Source organism: Dactylosporangium sp. NPDC051485, from assembly GCF_040682015.1.
Classification (GTDB): domain Bacteria; phylum Actinomycetota; class Actinomycetes; order Mycobacteriales; family Micromonosporaceae; genus Dactylosporangium.
Map to the genome: position 1 here is coordinate 37,533 of NZ_JBFAZW010000042.1, position 22,993 is coordinate 60,525.

Annotated in this window: 21 protein-coding genes; 15 read left to right on the top strand and 6 right to left on the bottom strand. The window is 71.1% G+C overall.

Annotation, left to right across the window (positions count from 1 at the left end; translation table 11 throughout):
* Positions 1-624 (bottom strand): hypothetical protein, encoded by a 624-nt coding sequence (locus tag AB0M46_RS23855; RefSeq protein WP_363339164.1) that lies wholly within the window; start codon positions 622-624, stop codon positions 1-3.
* 56 nt (positions 625-680) lie between these two features.
* Positions 681-1,658, bottom strand: coding sequence for a hypothetical protein (locus tag AB0M46_RS23860; protein ID WP_363339165.1), 978 nt, complete (start codon positions 1,656-1,658; stop codon positions 681-683).
* Between the two features lie 181 nt (positions 1,659-1,839).
* Between AB0M46_RS23860 and fabG the strand changes: the two genes are divergently transcribed.
* The 3 genes from fabG to AB0M46_RS23875 are packed head-to-tail and all read left to right on the top strand — an operon-like array spanning position 1,840 to position 4,830.
* On the top strand, positions 1,840-2,604 hold the full coding sequence (gene fabG / locus AB0M46_RS23865; RefSeq protein ID WP_363339166.1) for a 3-oxoacyl-ACP reductase FabG: 765 nt from the start codon (positions 1,840-1,842) through the stop codon (positions 2,602-2,604).
* Positions 2,597-3,784 (top strand): acyl-CoA dehydrogenase family protein, encoded by a 1,188-nt coding sequence (locus tag AB0M46_RS23870; RefSeq protein WP_363339167.1) that lies wholly within the window; start codon positions 2,597-2,599, stop codon positions 3,782-3,784. The genes fabG and AB0M46_RS23870 overlap by 8 nt, the downstream gene beginning before the upstream one ends.
* Complete coding sequence (locus AB0M46_RS23875) at positions 3,781-4,830, top strand: acyl-CoA dehydrogenase family protein (protein ID WP_363339168.1); 1,050 nt, start codon at positions 3,781-3,783, stop codon at positions 4,828-4,830. The genes AB0M46_RS23870 and AB0M46_RS23875 overlap by 4 nt, the downstream gene beginning before the upstream one ends.
* Here the strand turns inward: AB0M46_RS23875 and AB0M46_RS23880 are convergent.
* The 3 genes from AB0M46_RS23880 to AB0M46_RS23890 all read right to left on the bottom strand — a co-directional run bounded on the left by AB0M46_RS23880 (position 4,827) and on the right by AB0M46_RS23890 (position 9,138).
* The gene (locus AB0M46_RS23880) at positions 4,827-5,282 is read right to left on the bottom strand and encodes a MaoC family dehydratase (RefSeq protein WP_363339169.1); all 456 of its coding nucleotides are present in this window, start codon (positions 5,280-5,282) and stop codon (positions 4,827-4,829) included. The two genes, AB0M46_RS23875 and AB0M46_RS23880, sit on opposite strands and share 4 nt — an antisense overlap.
* Before the next feature lie 89 nt (positions 5,283-5,371).
* Positions 5,372-8,542 carry a S8 family serine peptidase gene (locus tag AB0M46_RS23885; RefSeq protein WP_363339170.1) on the bottom strand — a complete coding sequence of 1,057 codons (3,171 nt, stop codon included), beginning with the start codon at positions 8,540-8,542 and terminating at the stop codon, positions 5,372-5,374.
* Between the two features lie 395 nt (positions 8,543-8,937).
* Positions 8,938-9,138: a hypothetical protein gene (locus AB0M46_RS23890; RefSeq protein WP_363339171.1), complete on the bottom strand. Its 201-nt coding sequence runs from the start codon at positions 9,136-9,138 to the stop codon at positions 8,938-8,940.
* 41 nt (positions 9,139-9,179) lie between these two features.
* Here AB0M46_RS23890 and AB0M46_RS23895 point away from each other — a divergent pair, with 41 nt between their 5' ends.
* Positions 9,180-9,866, top strand: a complete 687-nt coding sequence (locus AB0M46_RS23895; protein WP_363339172.1) for an HAD family hydrolase — start codon at positions 9,180-9,182, stop codon at positions 9,864-9,866.
* 89 nt (positions 9,867-9,955) lie between these two features.
* Complete coding sequence (locus AB0M46_RS23900) at positions 9,956-10,318, top strand: TraR/DksA family transcriptional regulator (RefSeq protein ID WP_363339173.1); 363 nt, start codon at positions 9,956-9,958, stop codon at positions 10,316-10,318.
* On the opposite strand, the gene AB0M46_RS23905 is transcribed toward AB0M46_RS23900, so the two are convergent.
* Complete coding sequence (locus AB0M46_RS23905; protein ID WP_363339174.1) at positions 10,268-10,489, bottom strand: hypothetical protein; 222 nt, start codon at positions 10,487-10,489, stop codon at positions 10,268-10,270. The genes AB0M46_RS23900 and AB0M46_RS23905 overlap by 51 nt on opposite strands.
* A gap of 68 nt (positions 10,490-10,557) precedes the next feature.
* Here AB0M46_RS23905 and AB0M46_RS23910 point away from each other — a divergent pair, with 68 nt between their 5' ends.
* The 10 genes from AB0M46_RS23910 (at position 10,558) to AB0M46_RS23955 (ending at position 22,941) form a co-directional block, all read left to right on the top strand.
* Positions 10,558-13,197 (top strand): response regulator, encoded by a 2,640-nt coding sequence (locus tag AB0M46_RS23910; RefSeq protein ID WP_363339175.1) that lies wholly within the window; start codon positions 10,558-10,560, stop codon positions 13,195-13,197.
* Between the two features lie 201 nt (positions 13,198-13,398).
* On the top strand, positions 13,399-13,773 hold the full coding sequence (locus AB0M46_RS23915; RefSeq protein WP_363339176.1) for a response regulator: 375 nt from the start codon (positions 13,399-13,401) through the stop codon (positions 13,771-13,773).
* A 111-nt stretch (positions 13,774-13,884) separates the two neighbouring features.
* Complete coding sequence (locus AB0M46_RS23920; RefSeq protein ID WP_363339208.1) at positions 13,885-15,522, top strand: sodium:solute symporter family protein; 1,638 nt, start codon at positions 13,885-13,887, stop codon at positions 15,520-15,522.
* 19 nt (positions 15,523-15,541) lie between these two features.
* The gene (locus tag AB0M46_RS23925) at positions 15,542-15,823 is read left to right on the top strand and encodes a hypothetical protein (protein ID WP_363339177.1); all 282 of its coding nucleotides are present in this window, start codon (positions 15,542-15,544) and stop codon (positions 15,821-15,823) included.
* A gap of 146 nt (positions 15,824-15,969) precedes the next feature.
* Positions 15,970-16,665 (top strand): response regulator transcription factor, encoded by a 696-nt coding sequence (locus AB0M46_RS23930; RefSeq protein ID WP_363339178.1) that lies wholly within the window; start codon positions 15,970-15,972, stop codon positions 16,663-16,665.
* Positions 16,662-18,131 carry a HAMP domain-containing sensor histidine kinase gene (locus AB0M46_RS23935; protein WP_363339179.1) on the top strand — a complete coding sequence of 490 codons (1,470 nt, stop codon included), beginning with the start codon at positions 16,662-16,664 and terminating at the stop codon, positions 18,129-18,131. Before AB0M46_RS23930 ends, AB0M46_RS23935 begins: the two co-directional genes overlap by 4 nt.
* Before the next feature lie 164 nt (positions 18,132-18,295).
* Complete coding sequence (locus AB0M46_RS23940; protein ID WP_363339180.1) at positions 18,296-20,659, top strand: immune inhibitor A domain-containing protein; 2,364 nt, start codon at positions 18,296-18,298, stop codon at positions 20,657-20,659.
* 46 nt (positions 20,660-20,705) lie between these two features.
* Complete coding sequence (locus AB0M46_RS23945; protein WP_363339181.1) at positions 20,706-21,164, top strand: hypothetical protein; 459 nt, start codon at positions 20,706-20,708, stop codon at positions 21,162-21,164.
* Between the two features lie 63 nt (positions 21,165-21,227).
* Positions 21,228-21,809: a thioredoxin domain-containing protein gene (locus AB0M46_RS23950; protein WP_363339182.1), complete on the top strand. Its 582-nt coding sequence runs from the start codon at positions 21,228-21,230 to the stop codon at positions 21,807-21,809.
* Positions 21,810-22,314: 505 nt separating this feature from the next.
* Positions 22,315-22,941 carry a GPP34 family phosphoprotein gene (locus AB0M46_RS23955; RefSeq protein ID WP_363339183.1) on the top strand — a complete coding sequence of 209 codons (627 nt, stop codon included), beginning with the start codon at positions 22,315-22,317 and terminating at the stop codon, positions 22,939-22,941.
* Positions 22,942-22,993: the final 52 nt, after the last annotated feature.

The window sequence follows — 22,993 nt, forward strand, 5'->3', positions numbered from 1 at the left end:
TCATTGTCGTCGTTTGATCTTGGTTACCGCCGCCCGAGCGATGGTCTCGGTCTCGGCCCGGTCCACGCCGGGCTGCCCGAAGTGCACGAGCGTGCAGGTCGTCGGCCCGACCCGCACGACCACGAGGAAGCCGCTGAGCTGGAACTCGGCGTCGCCGGTGCCGCCGTCGGCATGCATCGAGAACACCTGCTCGGCGTCGCCGAGCCGGGGGAAGTCGGTGACCGGGGCGACGGTGACCGCGGTGGTGACGCCGTCCGCGTCGGTGCTCGTGAACCGTCCACACCTGCCGCCGAGCTGCGCGACGTCCGAGTGGTCGGACAATTCCTCGGCCAGGAAGGGTCCGCTGCCGCCGGCCTCGAAGCGGGCCGACTCCGCCGCGGCCGGACCGGCGCCCTCGCTGAAGTAGTCGAGCAGGGCGTCGCAGCCGGGGACGCTGGGGCTGCTCGCGGCGCTGACCTCGGGCGCCGCGTCGGGCGGGCTGAGGCTGTAGCCGTCGGGGAGGTCGGCCGCGTCGAGCAGGGCGCTGGCGGTGGCCTTCTCCGCCGTCGGGGCCGCCTTCGGGCTGGTGCCGCCACAGCCGCCGGCGACGAGCGCGGCGCTGACGATGGCCAGCAAGCGGTACATAGGCGCATCATCCCCGTTTTCGCGCAGGAATCCGGCTGAACGGAGGAATCGGGCCACTACCGCGCGACGGTCGGCTGGGAACCCTGGCGCAGCGGGGTGCGCTTGCCCGTGGCCAGGTCCACCGCGGTGATCCACGAGCGGCCGTGGCGGGCCGCGGTCAGCACGCCGGTGCGCTCGCCCGCATACACCATCTCCCGGTCGTCGGCCTTGCCCACCCGGCGCCGGTTGGCCCCGCTGGCGTCGGCCTCGGTGACGGCGACCGCGGCGCCCTTGGCGGTGTGGCTGGTCCAGGTCACCTTCTGCCCGTCCGCGCTCCAGGCGGGCACGACGCCGAAGCCGCTGGTGCCGTTGCCGCCGCCGCCGTACACGTCGATGGCCCGCTCCCGGCCGGTGCCCACGTGGCCGATGCTCAGGCAGTTGTCGGCGATGCTCTCGCACTCGCCGCCGCGGAAGGCGATCTGCGTGCCGTCGGGCGACCAGGCCACCGCGTCGTCGGTGCGCAGCCGGTCGGCCAGCGTGGCGGCCGGTGTGGCGGAGCCGTCGGTGGGGGCCTCCATGGCGTAGCCGACCTCGGGCACCGCCTGGTCGCGGCACTCGGCCGGGAACAGCGGCTGGGAGGAGGTGCCGCCCTCGACGCCGACCCGGAACACGCCCGGGCCGCCGGTGCAGGACAGCGCCGAGTAGGCGATCCACCGCCCGTCCGGCGACCACGACGGCCCGCCGGCGGTGCGGTCGCTCACCTGGTGCTTGTGCTCGCCGTTGGCGCCCATGACCCACACGGTGCCGTTGTGGAGGTACGCCAGCTTGGTGCCGTCGGGCGAGAACCGCGGGCGGGCGTTGACCTCGTCCTCGGTGAGCCGGATCTCGCCGGCGCCGTCGCTGCGGTAGATCACGCCGTCGCGGACGTAGGCGATCGGCTTGCCGTTAACGGCGGCGGCATGCGCGGCGGGGGCGCCGAGCGCGGTGGCGGCGAGGCCCGCCAGGGTGGCCAGGCCGGCGGTCGTCAGCGCCTTGGTGATCTTCGTACCGTTCATCCTTGCCCCCCGTTGCCGTCTCGTCCGTGTGCCGCCGAGACCATCGGCGCAACCTTGTCGCACCTGAACGGTTCCCTGGCGGGAACTCGCGGTTTTTCCGCCATTCGGACATATGCCTGCGAAACCTGTCAAAAGTTCGCTCACTTCCCGGGACTGTGTCTCACGCGCGAGGATCGAGATCGTGACGAACACTGAACTGAACCGCGTCGCCATCGTGACCGGCGCGGCCCGCGGCATCGGGGCCGCCACCGCCGTCCGGCTCGCCGCCGACGGGCACGCCGTCGCCGTGCTGGACCTCGACGAGGGCGCCTGCAAGGACACCGTCGAGCGGATCACCGCGGAGGGCGGGCGGGCCCTGGCCGTCGGGGCCGACGTCGCCGACGCCCAGCAGGTGGCCGCGGCCGTGGACCGGGTCGCCGCCGAGCTCGGGCCGCCGGTCGTGCTGGTCAACAACGCGGGCGTGATCCGCGACAACATGTTGTTCAAGATGACCGACGCCGACTGGGACACGGTCATGGGCGTTCACCTGCGCGGCGCCTTCCTCATGAGCCGGGCGGCCCAGGCGCACATGACCGCGGCCAGGTTCGGGCGGATCGTGAACCTGTCCTCGTCCTCGGCCCTGGGCAACCGCGGGCAGGCGAACTACTCGGCGGCCAAGGCCGGCCTGCAGGGGTTCACCAAGACCCTCGCGATCGAGTTGGGCCCCTTCGGCGTGACCGCGAACGCGGTGGCACCCGGGTTCATCGCCACCGACATGACGGCGGCGACCGCGGCCCGGATCAAGGTCGACTTCGAGACCTTCCAGAAGGGGGCCGCGGAGCAGATCCCGGTGCGGCGGGTCGGGCGGCCCGAGGACGTCGCACACACGATCTCGTTCCTGGTCAGCGACGGCGCCGGGTTCGTCTCCGGGCAGGTCATCTACGTGGCCGGCGGGCCACTTGACTAGGAGTACAGCGGACCACGCGGTCGACCTGGCCCGCGAGTTCCTGGCCGGTCACGACCCGGCCGCCATGGAGCCGCTGGAGTTCCTGCGGGCGCGCTTCGACGCCGGGCTGGCCTGGGTGCAGTACCCGCCCGGGCTCGGCGGTCTGGGGCGGTCGCGGGCCGAGCAGCCCCCGGTGGACCAGCTCTTCGCCGAGGCCGGCGCGCCCGGCAACAACCCGCGCCGCATCGGCATCGGGCTGGGCATGGCCGCGCCGACGATCCTGCGCCACGGCACCGACGAGCAGCGCCGGCGCTGGCTGCGGCCGCTGTGGACCGGTGAGGAGGTGTGGTGCCAGCTCTTCAGCGAGCCTGGCGCCGGCTCCGACCTCGCCGGCCTGGCCACCCGGGCGGTGCGCGACGGCGACGGGTGGGTGGTCGACGGGCAGAAGGTCTGGACGTCGATGGCGCACGAGGCCCGGTGGGCGATCCTGATCGCGCGCACCGACCCGGCGGTCCCCAAGCACCAGGGGCTCACCTACTTCGTGCTGGACATGACCGCGCCGGGTGTGGAGGTACGACCGCTGCGGCAGATCACCGGGGAGGCCGAGTTCAACGAGGTCTTCCTGACCGGCGTGCGGATCCCGGACGCCGACCGGCTCGGCGGTGTCGGCGAGGGCTGGGCCGTCGCCCAGACCACGCTCATGAACGAGCGGGTCTCGATCGGCGGCTCGGCCATCCCGCGCGAGGGCGGCGTCATCGGCCTGGTCGCCGACCTGTGGCGCGAGCGGCCCGAGCTGCGCTCGCCGGCCCACCACGACGCGCTGCTGCGGCTCTGGGTCGACGCCGAGGCGGCCCGGCTCACCGGCGTGCGGCTGCGCCAGCAGCTGGCGGCGGGGCAGCCCGGGCCGGAGGGGTCGGCGTCGAAGCTGCTCTTCGCGCGGCTCAACCAGGAGATCTCGGCCCTGGAGCTGGACCTGCTCGACGAGGAGGGCCTGCGCCACGACGAGTGGACGATGCGGCGCCCTTCGGTGGTCGATTTCGCCGGTCGTACGGCGGGCTACCGCTACCTGCGGGCGAAGGGCAACTCGATCGAGGGCGGCACGTCGGAGATCCTGCGCAACATCGTGGCCGAGCGGGTGCTCGGCCTGCCGCCGGAGCAGCGGGCCGACAAGGACGTCGCGTGGAAGGACGTGCCGAAATGAGCGATCTGCTGTACAGCGAGGTCGAGGAGGAACTGCGCGCGTCGGTGCGATCGCTGCTGCGCGACCGCGTCGACCTGAGCCGGCTCGAAGGTCCGGAGCCGGTCGACCTGAAGCTCTGGCGCACGCTCGCCACCGACCTCGGCTTCGCCGGCCTGCCGGTGCCCGAGGAGTCGGGCGGGGCCGGGGCCTCCTGGCGGGAGACCGCGGTGGTCATGGAGGAGCTGGGCCGCGCGGTCGCCCCGGTGCCGTTCCTGGGCAGCGCCGTGCTGGCCACCGCGGCGCTGCCGGAGGGCGACCCTTTGCTGGCCGAGCTGGCCGGCGGGGCGCGCACCGCCGCGCTGGCCGTCCCACTGTCCACCTGGGACGATCCGAAGTGGACGGTCACGGCCCGGGACGGCGCGCTGGACGGCGAGGTCACCACCGTGGCCGACGCCCTGGCCGCCGACGTGCTGCTGGTCCCTACCGCCGCGGGGCTCTTCGCGACGACCGGGGACTTCGCCCGCACGCCGGTCGTCTCGTTCGACCTCACCCGGCCCGTCGCCGACCTCGCGTTCCGGCGGACCGAGGCCCGGCTCGTGGCGCGGGACGCCGGGGCGGCGGTCCGCCGGGCGCTGCTGGCGGGGGCGGCCATGCTGGCGTCCGAGCAGCTCGGGATCGCCGAGTGGTGCCTGGCGACGACGGTGGAGTACGCGAAGACCCGCCGGCAGTTCGCCCGGGCGATCGGCTCGTACCAGGCGCTCAAGCACCGGCTCGCCGACCTGTGGGTGGCCGTCACGCAGGCGCGGGCGGTCGCGCGCTATGCGGCCGGCTGCCTCGCGGACGGCGACGCGGACCTCGAGGTCGCGGCGTCGCTGGCCCAGGCCTTCTGCTCGCCGGTGGCGGTCCGGGCCGCCGAGGAGTGCGTGCAGCTGCACGGCGGCATCGGGTTCACGTGGGAGCATCCGGCGCACTGGTACCTCAAGCGAGCCCGCGCCGACGCGATCGCGCTCGGCTCGGCGGCCAAGCACCGGGCCCGGCTGGCCGGCCTGGTCGACCTCCCGATCTAGATCAACAGGCGGGTGAGGGTCTCGGCGACGCACACCGGCTTGTCGTGGCCCTCCCGCTCGATCGTCGCGCGGTTCTTCAGCTGCACCCAGCCCTCGCCGAGGTCGTCGGCCACGAGGAGCTGGACGCCGGCGCGCACCTTGGAGCCGGTCGGCAGCGGAGCCGGGAAGCGGACCTTGTCCAGGCCGTAGTTGATGCCCATCCGGACGCCTTCCACGCGGTACACCTGGGAAACCAAGGTCGGCAGGAGCGACAGCGTCAGGAAGCCGTGCGCGATCGTCGTGCCGAAGGGCCCGGCCTTGGCGCGCTCGGGGTCCACGTGGATCCACTGGTGGTCGCCGGTCGCTTCGGCGAAGAGGTCGACGCGGTCCTGGCCGATCTCCTGCCAGTCGCTGTAGCCGAGGTGCTCGCCGACCGCGGCCAGCAGCTCGCCGGCGTTCCCAAACGTGCGCATGCCCTTGATCCTCGGGCGGCCGGCCCCCCGGTGCAAGGGGGCCGGCCGCTTTGTTACCGAGGAGTACCGCGGTCAGCGGTACCCGTGCGTCAGGTGCCGGTGCGGTTGACCCGGCCCGAGACGGTGATTGTGCTCTTCACGACCGTCGTGCCCGGCACCGCCGGGGTGACGACCGCGGTGCTGACCTCGCCGGAGCCCGGGATCAGGCCCCGCACGGTGACCGTGTACGAGGTCGACGCGCCGGGCACCGGGTCGGTGCTGACGACGCGCAGGTCGCCGGTCGGCAGCGTGTTCACGGGCAGGCCCTGGCCGCCGGTGCCGTTGATGTTCTCGGCCCCGACCACGAGGTCCTGGCCGACCGGCAGGCCGGACAGCGCGTTGTCGTCATAGGCGAACGTGATGTCCTGCGTGCCGTTGACGCCGAGCCACACCTGGAAGCTGCGGGCCTGCGTCGTGCCGAAGTCGTGCACCCGCCACTCGACGACGACCCACCTGCTCACCCCGTCGCTCAGGGTGGCCACGAAGAGGCCCGGCAGGCCGGTGCCGTCGAGGTCGGTCCAGAACGGGGCGAGGACGTTGTTCGGCTTCGCCGGGTTCGGGATCGGGGCGATGCTGCAGCAGTTGTTGTTCTCGTTGCTCCGGTCACTTCCGGGGTACAGGTACCCGTTGGTGTCAACGGTCAGCGAGGTGTAGGAGACGCCGTTGTACAGGAACGCCGGCACGTTGAAGGTGGTGAGGTTCTCGTCGCCGATCGCGGTCGGGGTGACCCCGAGCTCGTCGAGCGGGATGTAGCCGAAGAGGCCCTCGTTGGTCAGCGACGGCGTGCCGGGGACCGCCCCGGCCAGGGCCGCGCCCTTCTTCTCCGCCTGGAACGGGTTGACCACCTTGGCGCCGTTCGCCGAGACGACCGGCAGGTTGACCGGCGTCGTCGTGGTGAAGTCGGCCGTGGTGTCGTTGAACGTCCCGTTCGTGGCGGTGACCGTGCACGTGCTGGTGCTCAGCAGCGTGGTGGCCGACGGCGTGCAGGTCTGGGTGACCTTCACGTCGCCCTGCTTGGGCACGAACGCGACCGGCAGGTGCAGGGTCGGCACGCCGCTGGTGACCGGCACGAGGCGGACCTCGCCGAAGTACTGGCCCTGGGCGGCGTTCGACTTGATCGTGATGCTGATCTGCTGCGTCTTGCCCGGTGGGACCGCGAACAGCGCCGGGCTGGCCGTGATGGAGGAGCCGGCCGGCGACGTGGTCTCGACGCGGTACACCTGCGCCTTGTTCGTGACGTTCTTCGCCGTGCGCACCGCGGTGAGCTTGCCCGGCATGACCGGCGCGTTCACCGACGGCAGGTTGATCTGCACCGCGTTGACCGGGTCGTTGCCGAGGGCGAACATCCGGTCGGCCGTCCCGTCGAACGTGAGGCCCGGGTTGGCCGCCAGGTTGACCTGGACGCGCCCGGAGCCGAGGTCGAGCGGGTCGGCCGGGGTGACGCCGTCGTCCTTGACGACCTTGGTGGTCGCGGTCGTCATGAGCGCCGACTTGATCTGGCCCGGCGTGAACTCCGGGTGCAGCGCCTTCTCCAGCAGCGCGGAGCCGGCGATGTGCGGCGAGGACATCGACGTGCCGGCAATGGCCTGGAAGTACTCGCCGGCCGGGCCGCCGCTCGCGTCGTCCGGGGTGGGCGTCTGCCCGGCGAGGATCTGGGCGCCGGGCGCGGTGATGTCGGGCTTGATGAAGTTGCCGCCCGGCCCGCGCGACGAGAAGTTCGTCATCACGTCACCGGTGCCCGCCACCTTCTCGCCCTGCGTGAAGGTGGCCTTCACGCCGGGGTGGGCGGCCACGAACGCCTCGAACGCCGTCCCGTCGGCCAGGTGCACCGCCGGCAACCAGTGGTTGTCGCTCAGCGCGTCGGACTTCGGGTCGTTGAACAGGATCATGCCGGCCGCGCCGCCCTGCTTGACGTTGAAGCCCTTGATGATCCGGCCCGGCGAGCGGTGACACGCGACGATCTTGCCGACGAAGAGCCCGGGCGGCGCCGGGGCCGTGCAGTCGGCGTTGCCGTACGGCGCGGCCGAGGCCAAGACCACGGGCAGCGCGGTGCTGATGCCGGTCGTGATCGAGACGCCCGTCAGCGTGGCCGCCGCGCCGTCCGAGGACGTCAGGGTCAGCGTCGACTGGAACGACCGCTTCTGGGTGGACGCCGCGACGGTGGTGACCCACGGCGAGAGGTGGTCGGACGTGCCGGCCCCCGGACCCGCGTTGCCGGCCGAGGCGGCGACGAACACGCCGGCCTTGTAGGCGTCGAAGAACGCCAGCTCCACGATGTCGGTGTACGGGCTCGCCCCACCGGAGATCGAGAAGTTGATGACGTTCACGCCGTCCTTGATCGCCTGGGCGACCGCGGCGGCCGAGTCGGTGCCGTAGCAGCCGGTGGCGCCGCAGACCTTGTACACCGAGACCCACGCGCCGGGCGCGATGCCGTTGATCGGGCCGCGCTCGATGTTGAAGACCTTCGCCGAGGCAACCGGGTCGCCGGCCGCCGTCGACGCGGTGTGCGTGCCGTGGCCGTCGGAGTCACGGGCGGTGTACCCGTAACGCTCCGGCTCCTCCAGCGCGTTGTACGTGTCCAGGAAGCCCTTGCCCCCGATGACCTTGTGGTTGCACACGAACGGGTCGCTCGCCGGGGTCAGCGGGTTGTCGCCGAAGTCGCAGGCGCGCGGGGTGCCGTCGGACTTGGCCGGCGGGGCGCCCAGGTTGCCGTTGTCCGCGAACGACGGGTGCTCGGGCCAGATGCCGCTGTCCAGCGACCCGAAGATGACACCCTTGCCGGCGTTCGGCGCGCCCCCGAGCTTCGGGTAGACCTGGTCGGCGCCGATGAAGGCCGGCGTCGAGTCGGTCTGCTTAGCGCGGAGACTGTCGGCCTGGACCGCCACGACGTGGTCCATGGCCAGGATTGCGTTGACCTTGTTGGCCGGCACCGTCATCGCGATGCCGCCGTAGACCGTCCGCAGCCGCTGGCCGACCTTGGCGTCGGGGACCTGCTTCTTGAGTTCGCCGAGGAATTTGTCCTCAATTCCGGCAATGCGGTTTTCGTAACGTTTCTCGTCGGCGCCGCCGGATAGCGCCTTGCCCGTTACCGACGGACTCGTCGCCGCGTAGCCGGCGATTTCGCCGGAATACGTGGCGGTGGAGTCGTAGTCGAGCTTGACCGCGATCGCCACCTTTGCGGTGTCGGAGCGGTTGAGCAGGGATGTGTCGGTCTTGGCCATGCGGCTCGTCGGCGATTTCGCCGCCGTGGTCTGGCCCTCCGCCTTGAGGCTTTGTACCAGTGCCAGATTGCCTGCCGGGATCGGTGCTGCCGCGCTCGGACCAGCCGACGCGATTACGAGCATTGGCGGAACGAGTGCGGTCGCCATAGCGGCGCCCACCCATCTCCGTCGGCCCATCGTGCCCCCTCTCGCTGAACATGTGCCGGGGCGCGCATGTATCTGACGAGCCTCGATGCGCGCCGACTCAACATGCCAGCTTTTCTGTGGGCGGGAAAGGGGGACGGGCAATGACGAGGGTGGGTCCGAATTGGCGCAAAAACACCCCCACGTCGCCGTGGGGGTGTTTTGTCGCCCTGCTCTGACGTCGAGGCTGCGGCGGGACTGGCGGCGCCGGCTTAGTCGTCCATGCCGGCCAGGCCGTGCGGGCTCTCGGGCTCCCGCGCGTGCTCCGGCCCGCCCTCCAGTTGCTCGGCCAGCGTGACGGAGCAGTGCTCGGAGGCGAAGTCCCCGAGATTGTCGGAGTCGAAGCCGGGGAACGGCTCGGCGGTGCCGACCGTGTCGCGATCGGGTCCGGCCGGATCGGACTGGGTCATCATGCTTGCCGTGATACCCCCGCGCGGATGGGTATCACCCGCGCATGACGAAACCGGTGGCCGGTGTGCTGTTCGATGTCGACGGGACCCTCGTGGACAGCGTGTACCTGCACGTCGTGGCCTGGTGGCAGGCGCTGCGCCAGCAGGGCCACGACGTGCCGATGGCGCACATCCACCGTGCGATCGGCATGGGCTCCGACCGGATCCTCGACCAGCTGCTCGGCCCCGGCCACGACGACGGGGCCGACGACGCCATCCGGGCCGCGCACGCGAGCCTCTACGCCGTGCACTGGCCGGCGTTGCGGGCCCTGCCGGGCGCCCGCCGCCTCCTCGACGCCTGCGCCGACCGGGGCCTGCGGGTGGTGCTGGCCACCTCGGCGTCCCGGCCGGAGCTCGACGCGCTGCTGCGCTGCCTCGACTCCGACGGCTCGCTGACCGCGGTGACGAGCGCCGACGACGCCGGCGCGAGCAAGCCGGCGCCGGACATCGTGGAGGTGGCGGTGGCGCGCTCGGGGCTGTCGGCGGAGGAGGTCGTCTTCGTCGGCGACTCGGTGTGGGACATTCAGGCCGCCGGGCGGCTGTCGATCCCGTGCATCGGGATGACCTGCGGTGGCCTGGGGGCGGCCGAGCTGCTCGGCCACGGGGCGACCGGGGTCTACGGGGACCCGCAGAATCTGCTGGACAACCTGGACGAGGCCCTGACCACGGCGTTTCGGATGGCGCTCATCTGAATCGAGGGGCAACCCGGAGTCGTGTTTGCGCAACCACTCCGGTGGGCACACGGGATGCCAATCATTTCCGTTGCCCGGGGGGACCACCGATGCTCGTTCACCCAGAGACCCGCACCCAGGACATCCGCACCGCGCTGCTCGCCCGGCGCGACGAGCTCGGGGCGGAGCACGCCGGCGTGGTGGCCGAGATGACCCTGGCCGGTGCGGCCGACTCCGGGGACGACGTGGCCGACCTCGGCACCAAGGCCTTCAACCGGGAGCAGGAGTTCGCGCTGGCCGTTTCCATCCGCAACCGGATGGAGCAGGTCGAGCGGGCTCTGGAGCGCCTGGACGCCGGGCACTACGGCACCTGCGAGGGCTGCCGGCAGGAGATCCCGGTGGCCCGGCTGGCCGCGTTCCCGTCAGTCACCCTGTGCGTCGGGTGCAAGAGCCGCAGTGAGTCCCGATACTAGGTCGAGCGCGCGCTGGGCGGCGCTGCGCAGGTGCGGCAGGTACTGCGCCGCCGCCTCGGTGCCGTCCAGGTCCTCGGCGATGAAGGTGGCGTAGTTCAGCACGGCGCCCAGCGCGTTGGACAGGTCGTGGGTGGCCGTCGCGACGGTCGCGCGCAGCGCGTCATCCTGCATCCGGCCCCCCGCAAGGTCACCACTGGCTAGAGTGAGTCCCGTTCGCAAATGTAACGGGGCGTAATTGCATGGTAACTCTAGCTATCGGTGTCCTGATCGCGGCGGTCTTCCTCGCCGCGCTCGTCGGGTATCTCCGCGGCCGGGACCCGGTGCAGCGGGACATCGCCCTGATCTTCCTGCCCTCGCTGGCGGTCAGCGTCAACGGCATCGTCCGCGACTTCGCGCACCAGCCGGTGCCGGTCGCGGCCGGCGCGACCGCCACCGGGCTGTTGCTCCTGCAGCCGTACCTCACGCTTCGCCTCGCCGCGCGGCTCGGCCGGGTGCCGCGCTGGCTCGACATCACGCTGCTGGTGCTGGTGATCGCCAGCATCGCCGCCACGTCGGCCGCGCCCCGGCCGCTGAGCCTGGGCTACCTGACCTTCGTGGCGGTGACGTACACGGTCACCGAGGCGTTCGCCGGCACGGTCCTGCTGCGCGTGGCCGGGCGACGCTCGGGCTCGGCCCGCGCCCGGCTGCGGCTGGCTGCCCTGGCCACCTACCTGTACCCGGTCATGCTGCTGATCCTGGTGACCGCCTCCACCCGCTTCCCGGCCGAGCGGCACTGGCTGCAGCCCACCGGGCGGGCGATCGGGCTGGTCGGCTCGGTGCTGTACCTCTTCGCCTTCGTCCCGCCGGCCTGGCTGCGCCGGATCATGTCGGCGACGACCTGGTACGAGGCGACCGAGGACCTGCAGCGGCTGCCGACCGAGGTCAACACCGGCCAGGTCTGGCGGCGCTACGTCCACGTCCTGCACGACACCACCGGCACCGACGTCGTGCTGCTGCTCGACGACGACCACGACCGCATCGCCGCGGTCTGCCGCTCCGGCACCCACCTGCCGCACGAGCGGCTGGCGCTCGACCCGGACCGCGACCTCGCCCCGCTGCTTTCGGCCGGCCGCCCGGTCCAGCTGCGCCGCGACCACCCGCTCGCGCGGGCCACCGGCACCCGGCTGGCCACCGCGCTGCGGGTCGACGGGGTCGGCACGGTGCTGCTGCTCGACCGCTACCACGCCCCGTTCAGCGCCGACGACCTGCGCCTGGCCGGCGTGCTGGGCAACCAGGCCCGCGTGCTGGCCGAGCGCGGCGAGACCCTGAGCGCCCACCGCGACCTCGCCACCCGGCTGGAGGAGTCGGTGGCCGCGCTCACCCACGCCAGCCAGGCCAAGAGCGACTTCCTGGCCGGCATGAGCCACGAGCTGCGCACGCCGCTCAACGCGATCATCGGGTTCAGCGACCTGATGCGGGCCGAGCCGGCCGACGGCGACCGGCGCAGCGTCCCGGCCGAGTGGGTCGACCACATCCACGGCAGCGGCCGGCACCTCCTCGGGCTGATCAACGACATCCTGGACCTGGCCAAGGTGGAGGCGGGCCGGCTGGAGCTCGGGATGGAGTCCATCTCGCTGGAGGCCGCCATCGGCGAGGTGACTACCACGCTGCGGCCGCTCACGGATCGCAAGGGGCTGCAGGTGTACCTCGACGTGCCCCCGACCGCCGCGGTCCGCGCCGACCCGTTGCGCCTGCGCCAGATCCTCGACAACCTGCTCTCCAACGCGATCAAGTTCACCCCGGAAGGTGGCCTCATCGCGGTCACGGTCAGCCCGGCCCCGCAGGACGTGGCGATCACCGTGGCCGACAGCGGCATCGGCATCGCGCCGGAGGACCAGACGCGGGTGTTCGAGGAGTTCCAGCAGCTCGGCCCGGCCGCCCAGCGCAAGGCCGGCACCGGGCTGGGCCTGGCCCTCACCCGGCGGCTGGTGGAGGCGCACGGCGGCAGCATCGGCCTGGAGTCCGCGCTCGGCGAGGGCAGCCGCTTCACCGTCCGGCTGCCGGTCGCCGAGGCCCCGCGGGAGGCGGACGGCGGCGAGCCGGCGCCCCGCCCGGGCCGGGGCCGGGTGCTGATCATCGACGACGATGCCCGCGCCGCCGAGCTGCTGGAGACGTACCTCGGCAGCGCCGGCTACCAGGTCCGGACCGCCTCCAGCGGCGAGGCCGGCCTGACCGAGGCCGGCGCCTGGCGGCCCGACGCCATCCTCCTCGACGTGGTCATGCCCGGCCTGGACGGCTGGGACGTGATCCGCCGGCTCAAGCGGGACGACGCGCTGAGCACGATCCCGGTCTTCTTCGCCACCATCGTCGACGACCGCCGGGCCGGCCTGGCCCTGGGCGCGGCCGACTTCTTCGTCAAGCCGGTCGACCACGACGCCCTGCTGGCCCAGCTGGCCCGGCACGTGGTGCCGGCATTCGCCGACCGGTCCCAGGACCCGGCCGCGGTGCTGGTGGTGGACCGCGACGACCACACCCGCGCGGTGGTCGAGCGCCAGCTCAGCGAGGCCGGCATCGAGGTGGTGACCTGCGACGACGGCGCGCAGGGCCTGCGGCTGTCCCGGGAACGCCGCTTCGATCTCATCATCTGCGACCTGCAGATGCCCGACGTGGACGGCTTCGCGCTGCTGTCCGGGCTGGACGAGAAGGCGTCGACGCGCGGCATCCCGGTGCTCGCGCTGACCGCGCCGGACCTCTCCGACGCCGACCGTCTCCGGCTGACCGGCAAGGTCATCGGCACGGTGCCGCGCAGCTCGGCCGCCGACGGCGTGCAGGAGTGGATCGACCTGGCCGCGGTGGCCAGCTCCCTGACCGACGCCCGGCAGGAAGAGGCTGGGACATGAGCGGTTCGGAGCGGAGCGGCGCCTGGTCTGGGTCGACCGCCGCGGAGCCTCGTCGAGCCAGACCGGGCGGAGGGGCCGCTCACATTGGGCTCAGTTTTGGCTCGTGCTGGCGTCGGAGCGAAGCGGAGGCGGCGGCATGAGCGGTCCGGAGCGAAGCGAAGGGGACCGCGTGAACGTGCGAAGCGATGGGGAGGGGACGATATGAGTCGAGTGCTGCTCGTCGAGGACGAGGAGCTCAACCGCGTGCTGGTGCGAGCGATCATCTCGCGGGCCGAGCCACCGGCCGTGCGGGGCCTGGACCTGCTGGAGGCCGGTTCGCTGGCCGACGCCCGGGGCGCGCTGGCCGCCGAGCGGGTCGACGTCGTATTGCTCGACGTCAACCTGCCGGACGGCAACGGGCTGGAGCTGGCCGCCGAGCTCGCCGAGGCGCCGGCCCGGCCCACCGTGATCGCCCTGACCGCGAGCGTGCTGCCGCACGAGCGGGCCGCGGCGATGGCGGCCGGCTGCGATGCCTTCCTCGACAAGCCGTACGCCGCCGCCGATCTGGTGACGATCCTGGCGACGCACCTAGGTTGACCACGATGGTTTGATCCCGACCCTGTGCTGGGTAGGTGCCGTGAGGCTCCGCTCGTACCGGCTCAGGGGGAGGAACGGGTGCAGACTCTCGCCGAAGGGCTGCGCCTGCAGATGGACGCGTTGGACTACGTCCTGCTGGCGCTCTATTTCAGCACCGTCCTGGGGGTGGGCCTCGCCGCCCGTCGCTCGATCCGCAACAGCGTGGACTTCTTCCTGTCCGGCCGCTCGCTGCCGGCGTGGGTGACCGGCCTCGCGTTCATCTCCGCCAATCTCGGGGCCCTGGAGATCCTGGGCATGGCCGCGAACGGCGCCAAGTACGGCATCATGACGGTCCACTACTACTGGGTCGGCGCCGTGCCGGCGATGGTGTTCCTCGGCATCGTGATGATGCCGTTCTACTACGGGTCCAAGGTGCGCAGCGTCCCGGAGTTCATGCGCCGGCGCTTCAACCGCCCCGCGCACCTGCTCAACGCGCTGTCCTTCGCGACGGCCCAGGTCCTCATCGCGGGCGTCAACCTCTACGCCCTCGCGCTGATCATGCAGGCCCTGCTCGGCTGGCCGCAGTGGATCGCGATCGTGGTCGGCGCCGCCATCGTGCTCGCCTACATCACGCTGGGCGGCCTCTCCAGCGCGATCTACAACGAGGTGCTGCAGTTCTTCGTGATCATCGCGGGCCTCCTGCCGATCGCGATCATCGGGCTGCACAAGCTCGGCGGCTTTCACGGGCTGTTCCAGGCCGTGCGCGACCAGACCAAGCTCGGCGACGCCGGCCTGCACACCTGGGCCAACACCGCCACCAGCGACAACCCGCTGGGCGCGGCCTGGTGGGGCATCGTCTTCGGCCTCGGGTTCGTGCTGTCCTTCGGCTACTGGACGACCAACTTCGCCGAGGTCCAGCGCGGCCTGTCGGCCCGCAACATGAGCGCGGCGCGGCGCACGCCGATCATCGCCGCCTACCCGAAGCTGCTGATCCCGTTCGTCACCGTGATCCCCGGCCTGGTCGCCCTGGTGACCGTGAAGGGGCTCGGGGCGGACAAGGGCGACCTGCAGTACAACAACGCCATCCCGCTGCTGATGCGCGACTTCCTGCCCAACGGCGTGCTCGGCATCGCCGTCACCGGGCTCCTGGCGTCGTTCATGGCCGGCATGGCGGCCAACGTGTCCGGGTTCAACACGGTGTTCACGTACGACATCTGGCAGGAGTACGTCACCAAGGACAAGCCGGACGGCTACTACCTGCGCATCGGGCGGCTCATCACCGTCGTCGGCGTGTTCATCGGCATCGGCACCGCGTTCATCGCCAGCGGGTTCAGCAACATCATGGACTACATCCAGGCGCTGTTCTCGCTGTTCAACGCGCCGCTGTTCGGCGCCTTCATCATTGGCATGTTCTGGAAGCGGATGACGGCCTGGGCCGGCTTCTGGAGCCTGCTGCTCGGCACGCTCGCCGCGTTCATCACCTACGCCGGCTACAAGTGGTTCGGCTGGTTCACCTTCGGCTCCGACCTCGACGAGTCCTTCTGGGGCGCCGGCATCGCCTTCGTCACGGTCGCGATCGTCGCGGTGATCGTCACGCCGCTGACCCGCCGCAAGCCGGACGAGGAGCTCGACGGCCTGGTGTTCGGCGTGGGCCGGCACGACCTGATGGCCGACGCGATCGCCGGGGACACCGCCTGGTACCGCTCGCCGGTGCTGCTCGGCTCGGTCGTGCTCGTCCTCGCCGTGCTGTTCTACCTGCCGATCCTGTAGTGCATTGGGGTGTATCACCATGAGCGATGAGCAGAAGGCCGGCACCGCCCGGGCGGCGCGCCTCTTCGACGTGCGCCGGGTGATCGGCGGCTTGTTCACGGTGTACGGCGTGATCGTCACGATCCTCGGGATCTTCGACTCGCAGGCGGCGATCGACAAGGCCGCCGGCCTGCGCATCAACCTCTGGATCGGGCTCGGCATGCTCGCGCTGGGGCTGCTGTTCCTGCTGTGGCAGTGGCTGCGCCCGGCCGAGGCGCCCGAGCCGTCCGACATTCCGCCCGCGGGCCGGTTGCCGGAGTAGCCGCCGGGTGGTTTTTCGGGTGAACCGGCCGCGCGGGCGGGCGCAGCCGGTTCACAGCTGGTTTCCAGGGAAACCGCACCCGGGCGTCAGGAACCGGCGGCAGTCTCTAGAAGACAAGAGAACTCTGACGGCATTTGGAGCGAATCATGACGCGGCTGCTGGTGGTCGACGACGAGCCGGACATCGTCGAACTGCTCTCCGCGAGCCTCAAGTACCACGGCTACGACGTCGCCAGCGCCACCAGCGGCCGCCAGGCGATGGAGGAGGCCCGGCGCTTCCGGCCCGACATGATTCTGCTCGATGTCATGATGCCCGAGCTCGACGGCTTCGAGGTGCTGCGCAAGCTGCGCGGCGAGGGCACCCGCGTGCCGGTGCTGTTCCTCACCGCCCGCGACGCCACCGAGGACAAGATCAAGGGGCTGACGCTGGGCGGCGACGACTACGTCACCAAGCCCTTCAGCCTCTCCGAGATCCTGGCCCGCATCCAGGCCGTGCTGCGCCGCGTCGCCGACCCGGCCGGGGGCGCGTCGGCCCAGACCTCGCGGCTGACCTTCGCCGACATCGAGCTGGACGAGGACACGCACGAGGTGTTCAAGGCCGGCCGCGAGGTCCAGCTGTCGCCGACCGAGTTCAAGCTGCTGCGGTACTTCATGACGAACCCCGGCCGCGTGCTCTCCAAGGCGCAGATCCTCGATCACGTGTGGCAGTACGACTTCGGTGGCGACGCCGGCGTCGTGGAGTCCTACGTGTCGTACCTGCGCAAGAAGGTCGACACCACCGAACCGCGTCTCCTGCAGACCCTGCGCGGCGTGGGCTACTCGCTGCGGTTGCCACGGACATGAAGTCGTGGCCGCTGCGCGTCAAGCTCGTCGTGCTCATGCTGGTCCTGCTCGCGGCGGCCCTGATCACGACGGCGACGGCGGGCGTCTACAGCACCCGCGACTTCCTGCTCAACCGCCTCGACTCCCAGCTCCTGGGCAGCGTCCCGGCAGCGGTGGCGGGCTGCCCGCCGTCCAGCCGTCCCGGCGCGGGCGGCGCCCCGAAGCTGGGCAGCGGCTACTACGTGGCCTGCGTGGGTGCCGATGGCGCGGTGTACGAGATCACCTTCACCCGGGTCTCCACCGAGCAGAGCCCCCCGGACCTGTCAACGTTGCACGTCGACGGCCTGACCCGGCTCGACCAGGACACTTACGGCGCCTACGAGACCGTCGACCCCGTCGGCGGCAAGGGTCACCAGTGGCGTGTCCTCTACGTCCAGCGCCCGATGCACCAGCCGGGCAACCGCGCCGGCCCCACGGAACTGGTCGTCGCCATCAGCCTCGACGAGGCCGACGCGACCGTCGCCCGCCAGGCGTGGACGAGCGTCATCATCGGCGGCTTCGTGCTGGTGGTGCTGGCCGCGGCCGCCTACCTCCTGGTCCGGTCCAGTCTCCGGCCGCTGGTCGAGGTGGAGCAGACGGCCGAGGCGATCGCCGCCGGGGACCTGAGCCGCCGCGTGCCCGAGGCCGACCCCCGCACCGAGGTCGGCGGCCTCTCCACGGCCCTCAACACCATGCTCGGGCAGATCGAGACCGCGTTCGACGAGCGCCGCGCGTCGGAGGCGGCGGCCCGCGCCTCCGAGGAACGCATGCGCCGCTTCGTCGCCGACGCCTCGCACGAGCTGCGTACCCCGCTGACCTCGATCCGCGGCTTCGCGGAACTGCACCGTCACGCCGGCCCGGCCGACGAGAACATCGCCCGGATCGAGCACCACGCCACGCGCATGGGCCTGCTGGTCGACGACCTGCTGCTGCTGGCCCGCATGGACCAGCACCGCCCCTTGGAGCACAAGCCGGTCGACCTGCTGACCCTGGCCACCGACGCCCTGGTCGACGCGAGGGTCACCGCCAACGACCACCGCCTGCGCCTGCGCACGGCGACGACCGACGACGACGAGGACGTCGAGGCCCCGGTGGTCCTCGGCGACGACACCCGCCTGCGCCAGGTGCTGCAGAACCTGCTCTCCAACGCGCTGCACCACACCCCGGCCGGCACCGAGGTCACCGTGTACGTCGGCACGGAGCACGGCAACGCGATCCTGGAGGTCGCCGACAACGGGCCGGGCATGACCGAGGAGGACGCGGCCCGCGTCTTCGAGCGCTTCTACCGCACCGACCCGAGCCGCACCCGGGCGCTGGGCGGCTCCGGCCTGGGCCTGTCGATCGTGGCCGCGCTGGTGGAGGCCCACGGCGGCACCGTGGCCCTGAGGACCGCCCCGGGCGAGGGCGCCACCTTCCGGGTCGCGATCCCGCTGCTGCGCCCGGCCTGACGCAGGGTCCGCGAGGGGTGACCCTCGATATGACCCTTGCAAGTATGCGCATACCTCACTGTTGATCTTTGGGCGATACGAAGAGCACTTAGTCTCTCGCGTCAGGTGCATCGAGGCATCGACGCGGTGCCTCGGTGCTGACACGCCCCACCAGGGAGGTACCTGTGCGTAAGTTGACCGTGGGACTGCTGAGTCTCACGCTTGCGTCGGGGATGGGGGTGCTTGTCGCGGGCGGTGCGGCGCATGCCGCGCCCGCCCGGCAAGCACCATCCGTCGACGCCGCGTCGCCGTCCGACGAGTTGCCCAACCCGTTGGAGGACAAGCGGCGCGATGCTCGTGAGGTCGCCCTCTCCCAGGTCCTGAACGGTCAGGCCACCCCGGAGAAGCGCGGAGCGAGCACGGTCGTCAAGATCGGTAACGGCGATAAGGGCAAGGGCAAAGTCGACAAGTACGTCGAGCTCGGCCGCGAGAAGACGGACAAGATCTTCGTCGTGCTGGCCGAGTTCGGCGACCAGCGGCACCCGAACTACCCGGACCAGGACACCGCCCCGGCGATCCCCGGCCCGGCCCGGTTCGACGGCCCGTTGCACAACCAGATCCCGGCGCCGGACCGCGCCAAGGACAACTCGACGATCTGGAAGCAGGACTTCAGCAAGCAGTACTTCGAGAACATGTACTTCGCCACCGGCAACGGCGCGGAGTCGCTCAAGACGTACTACGAGAAGCAGTCCTCCGGCCGGTACAGCGTCGACGGCATGGTCACCGACTGGGTGAAGGTGCCGTACAACGAGGCCCGGTACGGCCGCAGCAACGGCTACCCGTGCGCCAGCAACGTCTGCAGCAACACCTGGAACCTGATCCAGGACGCGATCAACGCGTGGGTCGACGGGCAGCACGCCCAGGGCAAGACCGACGCCGAGATCAAGGCCACCCTCGCCTCGTACGACCAGTGGGACCGCTTCGACTACGACGGCGACGGCAACTTCAACGAGCCGGACGGCTACATCGACCACTTCCAGATCGTCCACGCCGGCGGCGACCAGGCCGACGGTGACCTGATCCAGGGCGAGGACGCGATCTGGAGCCACCGCTGGGCGGCGTTCCAGAACTTCACCAGCGGGCCGGACTTCAACAAGCTCGGCGGGACCCAGATCGGGACCACGGGCCTGTGGGTGCGCGACTACACGATCCAGCCCGAGAACGGCGGCCTGAGCGTGTTCGCCCACGAGTACGGCCACGACCTCGGCCTGCCGGACCACTACGACACCACGGGCGTCAGCGGCAACGCCGAGAACCCGGTGAACTGGTGGACCATCATGGCCCAGAGCCGGGTCAGCCTACCCGGCGACAACGGCATCGCGGCCCGTGCCGCCGACCTCGGCGCGTGGGACAAACTGCAGCTGGGCTGGCTGGACTACAAGACGGTCAACCCGGGCCAGACCACGCTCGTGGACCTCGGGCCGCACGAGTACAACAGCAAGAAGGACCAGGCGGTCGTCGTCGTCCTGCCGAAGAAGAAGGTCTCCACGCCGCTACCGACCCCTCCGGAAGGCGGCAAGTCGTGGTGGAGCGGCGCCGGCAACAACCTGGACAACTCGCTGACCCGCGACGTCTCGATCCCGGCGGGCACCACGACGCTGTCGTTCACGGCCAACTGGGACATCGAGGACTGCGGGCCGGACGCCTGTGACTACGCGTACGTCGAGGTCAATGACGGCTCCGGCTTCAAGGCGATTCCCGGCTCGATCACCAAGCCGGCCGAGGGCAACGGCATCGACGGCACCAGCGGTGGGTGGGTCCCGGCCACGTTCGACCTGTCCGCCTACGCGGGCAAGACGGTCGGGCTGCGCTTCCGGTACTTCACCGACCCGGCCGCCGGCGGCAAGGGCTTCTTCGTCGACGACATCGCCATCACCAACGGCGGCACCACGGTGTTCGCCGACGGGGCGGAGTCCGGTGCGAACGGCTGGACGGCGGTGGGCTTCACCGCCGTCGGCAACCAGCTGGTGACGGAGTACGACAACTACTACATCGCCTCGCACCGCACCTACGAGTCGTACGACAAGTACATGAAGACCGGTCCGTACAACTTCGGGTTCCCGGACAAGCCGCAGTACGCCGAGCACTTCCCGTACCAGACCGGCCTGCTGGTCACGTACTGGGACACCTCGTACTCGGACAACAACACCAGCCAGCACCACGGCGCGGGCCTGATCCTGCCGGTCGACTCGCACCCGGACCTGGTCCTCAAGGCCGACGGGACCCCGTGGCGGCCGCGCATCCAGGGCTTCGACGCGCCCTTCTCGATGCAGCGCACGGACGCGTTCACCCTGCACTCCGGGCCGAACGCCACGCCTAGCAACCTCGGCGGCCAGTGGGGCAACCCGCTGTTCGACGACAGCAAGAGCTACTACCGTGAGGATCCGGCGACGAACACCTACTACGGCGTCAAGGTCCCCAACAACGGCGTGAAGATGCTCGCCCTGTTCGAGAACGGCACGTCCATGAAGGTCCTCGTCATGGCCTGACCCTTCGTGGTCCGGCAGGGAACCAGCGACGGCGGGAGGAGGTCCAATGGGTATGCAAGCGCCCCTGGGCCTCCTCCCGGCCGTTCTGGTCCTGTCCGGTGCCGTTCTGGCGGGTTGTGCGGCAAAGCCGGAGAAATCCGGACGAAACGCGGAGCCGGCGACATCCTCGAGTGTCGCCCCCTATTCCTCCGCGGCCTCGCCGAGTGCCAAGCGGGCCGCGCCCAGCGACGAGCCGACCATCAGCCTCCCGCCCGGGCTGCCCAAGACCACCGGGGCGGTGCCCCCCGTCGACGCGTTTCAGCAGGTCACGGTGCAGGGCCGGGTGCGGGTGAGCGGCTCCTGCGTGGAGCTTGTCACCGACAAGGTCACCTGGACGCTCATCGGCCCCGCGGCGGCCCAGCTGCGCGACGGCCAGCAGGCCAAGGCGGTGGGCGTGCCCGATCCCAACCGCGAGACCGCCTGCGCGGGCGGCGCGCTGCTCGTGGCGCAGGCCACGCCTCTATAGACCGGGCCGCTCTAGACCGGCCCGGGTGACGTGGCCGGGCGTCGCGCGGCGAACCGTTGAAGTATGACCACCACGCCCTTTCAGGTGACGACCCCCCGGCTGGCGGTGCCGGTGGGCGCTGACGACCACACGATCGGCCCGCCGGACGCCCCCGTCTCCCTCGTCGAGTACGCCGACTTCCAGTGCCCGTACTGCGCCATGGCCCACCCCATCCTGCAGGACCTGCTGCGGCTGCGCCGGGAGACCATCCGGTTCACGTACCGGCACTTCCCCCTGACCAACGTGCACCCCTACGCCGACCTCGCGGCCGAGGTCGCCGAGGCGGCCGCCGTGCGCGACGCCTTCTGGCCGATGCACGACTGGCTGTTCGACAACCAGCGCGGCATCAACCCGCGCCAGCTCATGGTCGGCGTCGAGCGGCTCGGGCTGCCCTCCACCGAGATCGGCGACGAGGTCGGCGCCCACCTCTACCTCGACCGGGTCCGCCGCGACCTGGTCGGCGGCGTGCGCAGCGGCGTCGGCGGCACCCCGACCTTCTTCCTCAACGGGCTGCGCCACGACGGCGGCTATGCCCTGGACGAGCTTCTCGAGGCGGTCGACGAGGCATCCGAGGCGGCTCGGGCGGCGGCTACTGACCGTGGCTAGCGCGGGCGAAATGCTCGATAGCACAGCGTCACTGCGATGCTCGTACCACTGAAGATTTCCTGATCAACTCGGCGGGCGGTGGGATCACCGCCCGCCGATTCGTGTGGGTGGAACGCCCAGCTCCTCCGGGAATGCCGGGAAAACGCTCTCCGATCCGCGATCGTCAAAGACCTTTTGCACCGGGGCAAACTGTTACTTACCGTGGGCAGATCCGCAAACGTCTGACATCACTCTCGGTAGTGCCGGTTCGGCGCGACTCCCGCCTATGCAACATTCGCTGAGCTGCGTTAACACGAATTTGCACTTTGGCAGTTGCGGATCGACCAACACGCAGTGCATGCTTTCGCGTTGGGTCGCTCGATCTTTCGGGCCCGAACTTCAGTTTGGTGGCTCCCGGGCAACGGGGAACTCGGGAGCGTCCGGCCGTGGGGGCCCGGACGCGGAGACGAGAGAGCGGTGGCGGTGCGCGATCGATCGCAGACCGGTCGATTAGGGGTGCGGGCCGATGCTGTTGGCCGATGACTTCTTCCTGATCGCGCACGATGACCGGGACGGCAAATCCCGGCTTTCGGCGCGCGCCGTGGAGCTCGGGCTGGCCGGCGCGATGCTCGGGGAGCTGGTGCTGGAGCAGCGGATCCTGGTGGAGGGCCCGCGCCTGCGGGTGATCAACCGGGACCCCCCGTCCGATCCCCTGGCCCACACCAACCTGGCCACGATGGTCGCCGAGACGCAGCACCGCGAGGTGCGCACGTGGCTGCTGTTCCTGGGCCGCACGGCGGTGGAGTCGGTGGGGCAGCGCCTGGCGCGCGTCGGGCTGGTCGAACAGACCCAGGTGCGGCGCCTGCTGCGCAGCGAGACCCGCTGGCTGGCGACCGACATGAATCTGCCGGCGGGACGCGTGGTGCGCCTGCGCCGGCTGCTCACCGGCGTCGAGCCGATGCGGGTTGCGGACACGACCCTCGCGGGCCTCGCGGAGGCGACCGGGCTGACCGGTCACGTCCTGTGGGAGCGCGACCCGGCTCTTGCCAGAAGACTTCAACAGGCGATCGGCACCCTGCCGCCGCCGCTGCGCGACCTGATCCTGCAGGTCGAGGCCGCGGTCGGCGACGCGGTGATGTCGCAGCGCGGGTGACGGCGCGGTTCGGACTTCCCTCTTCCCCTTCCCCTCAATAATTTCCTGGAGG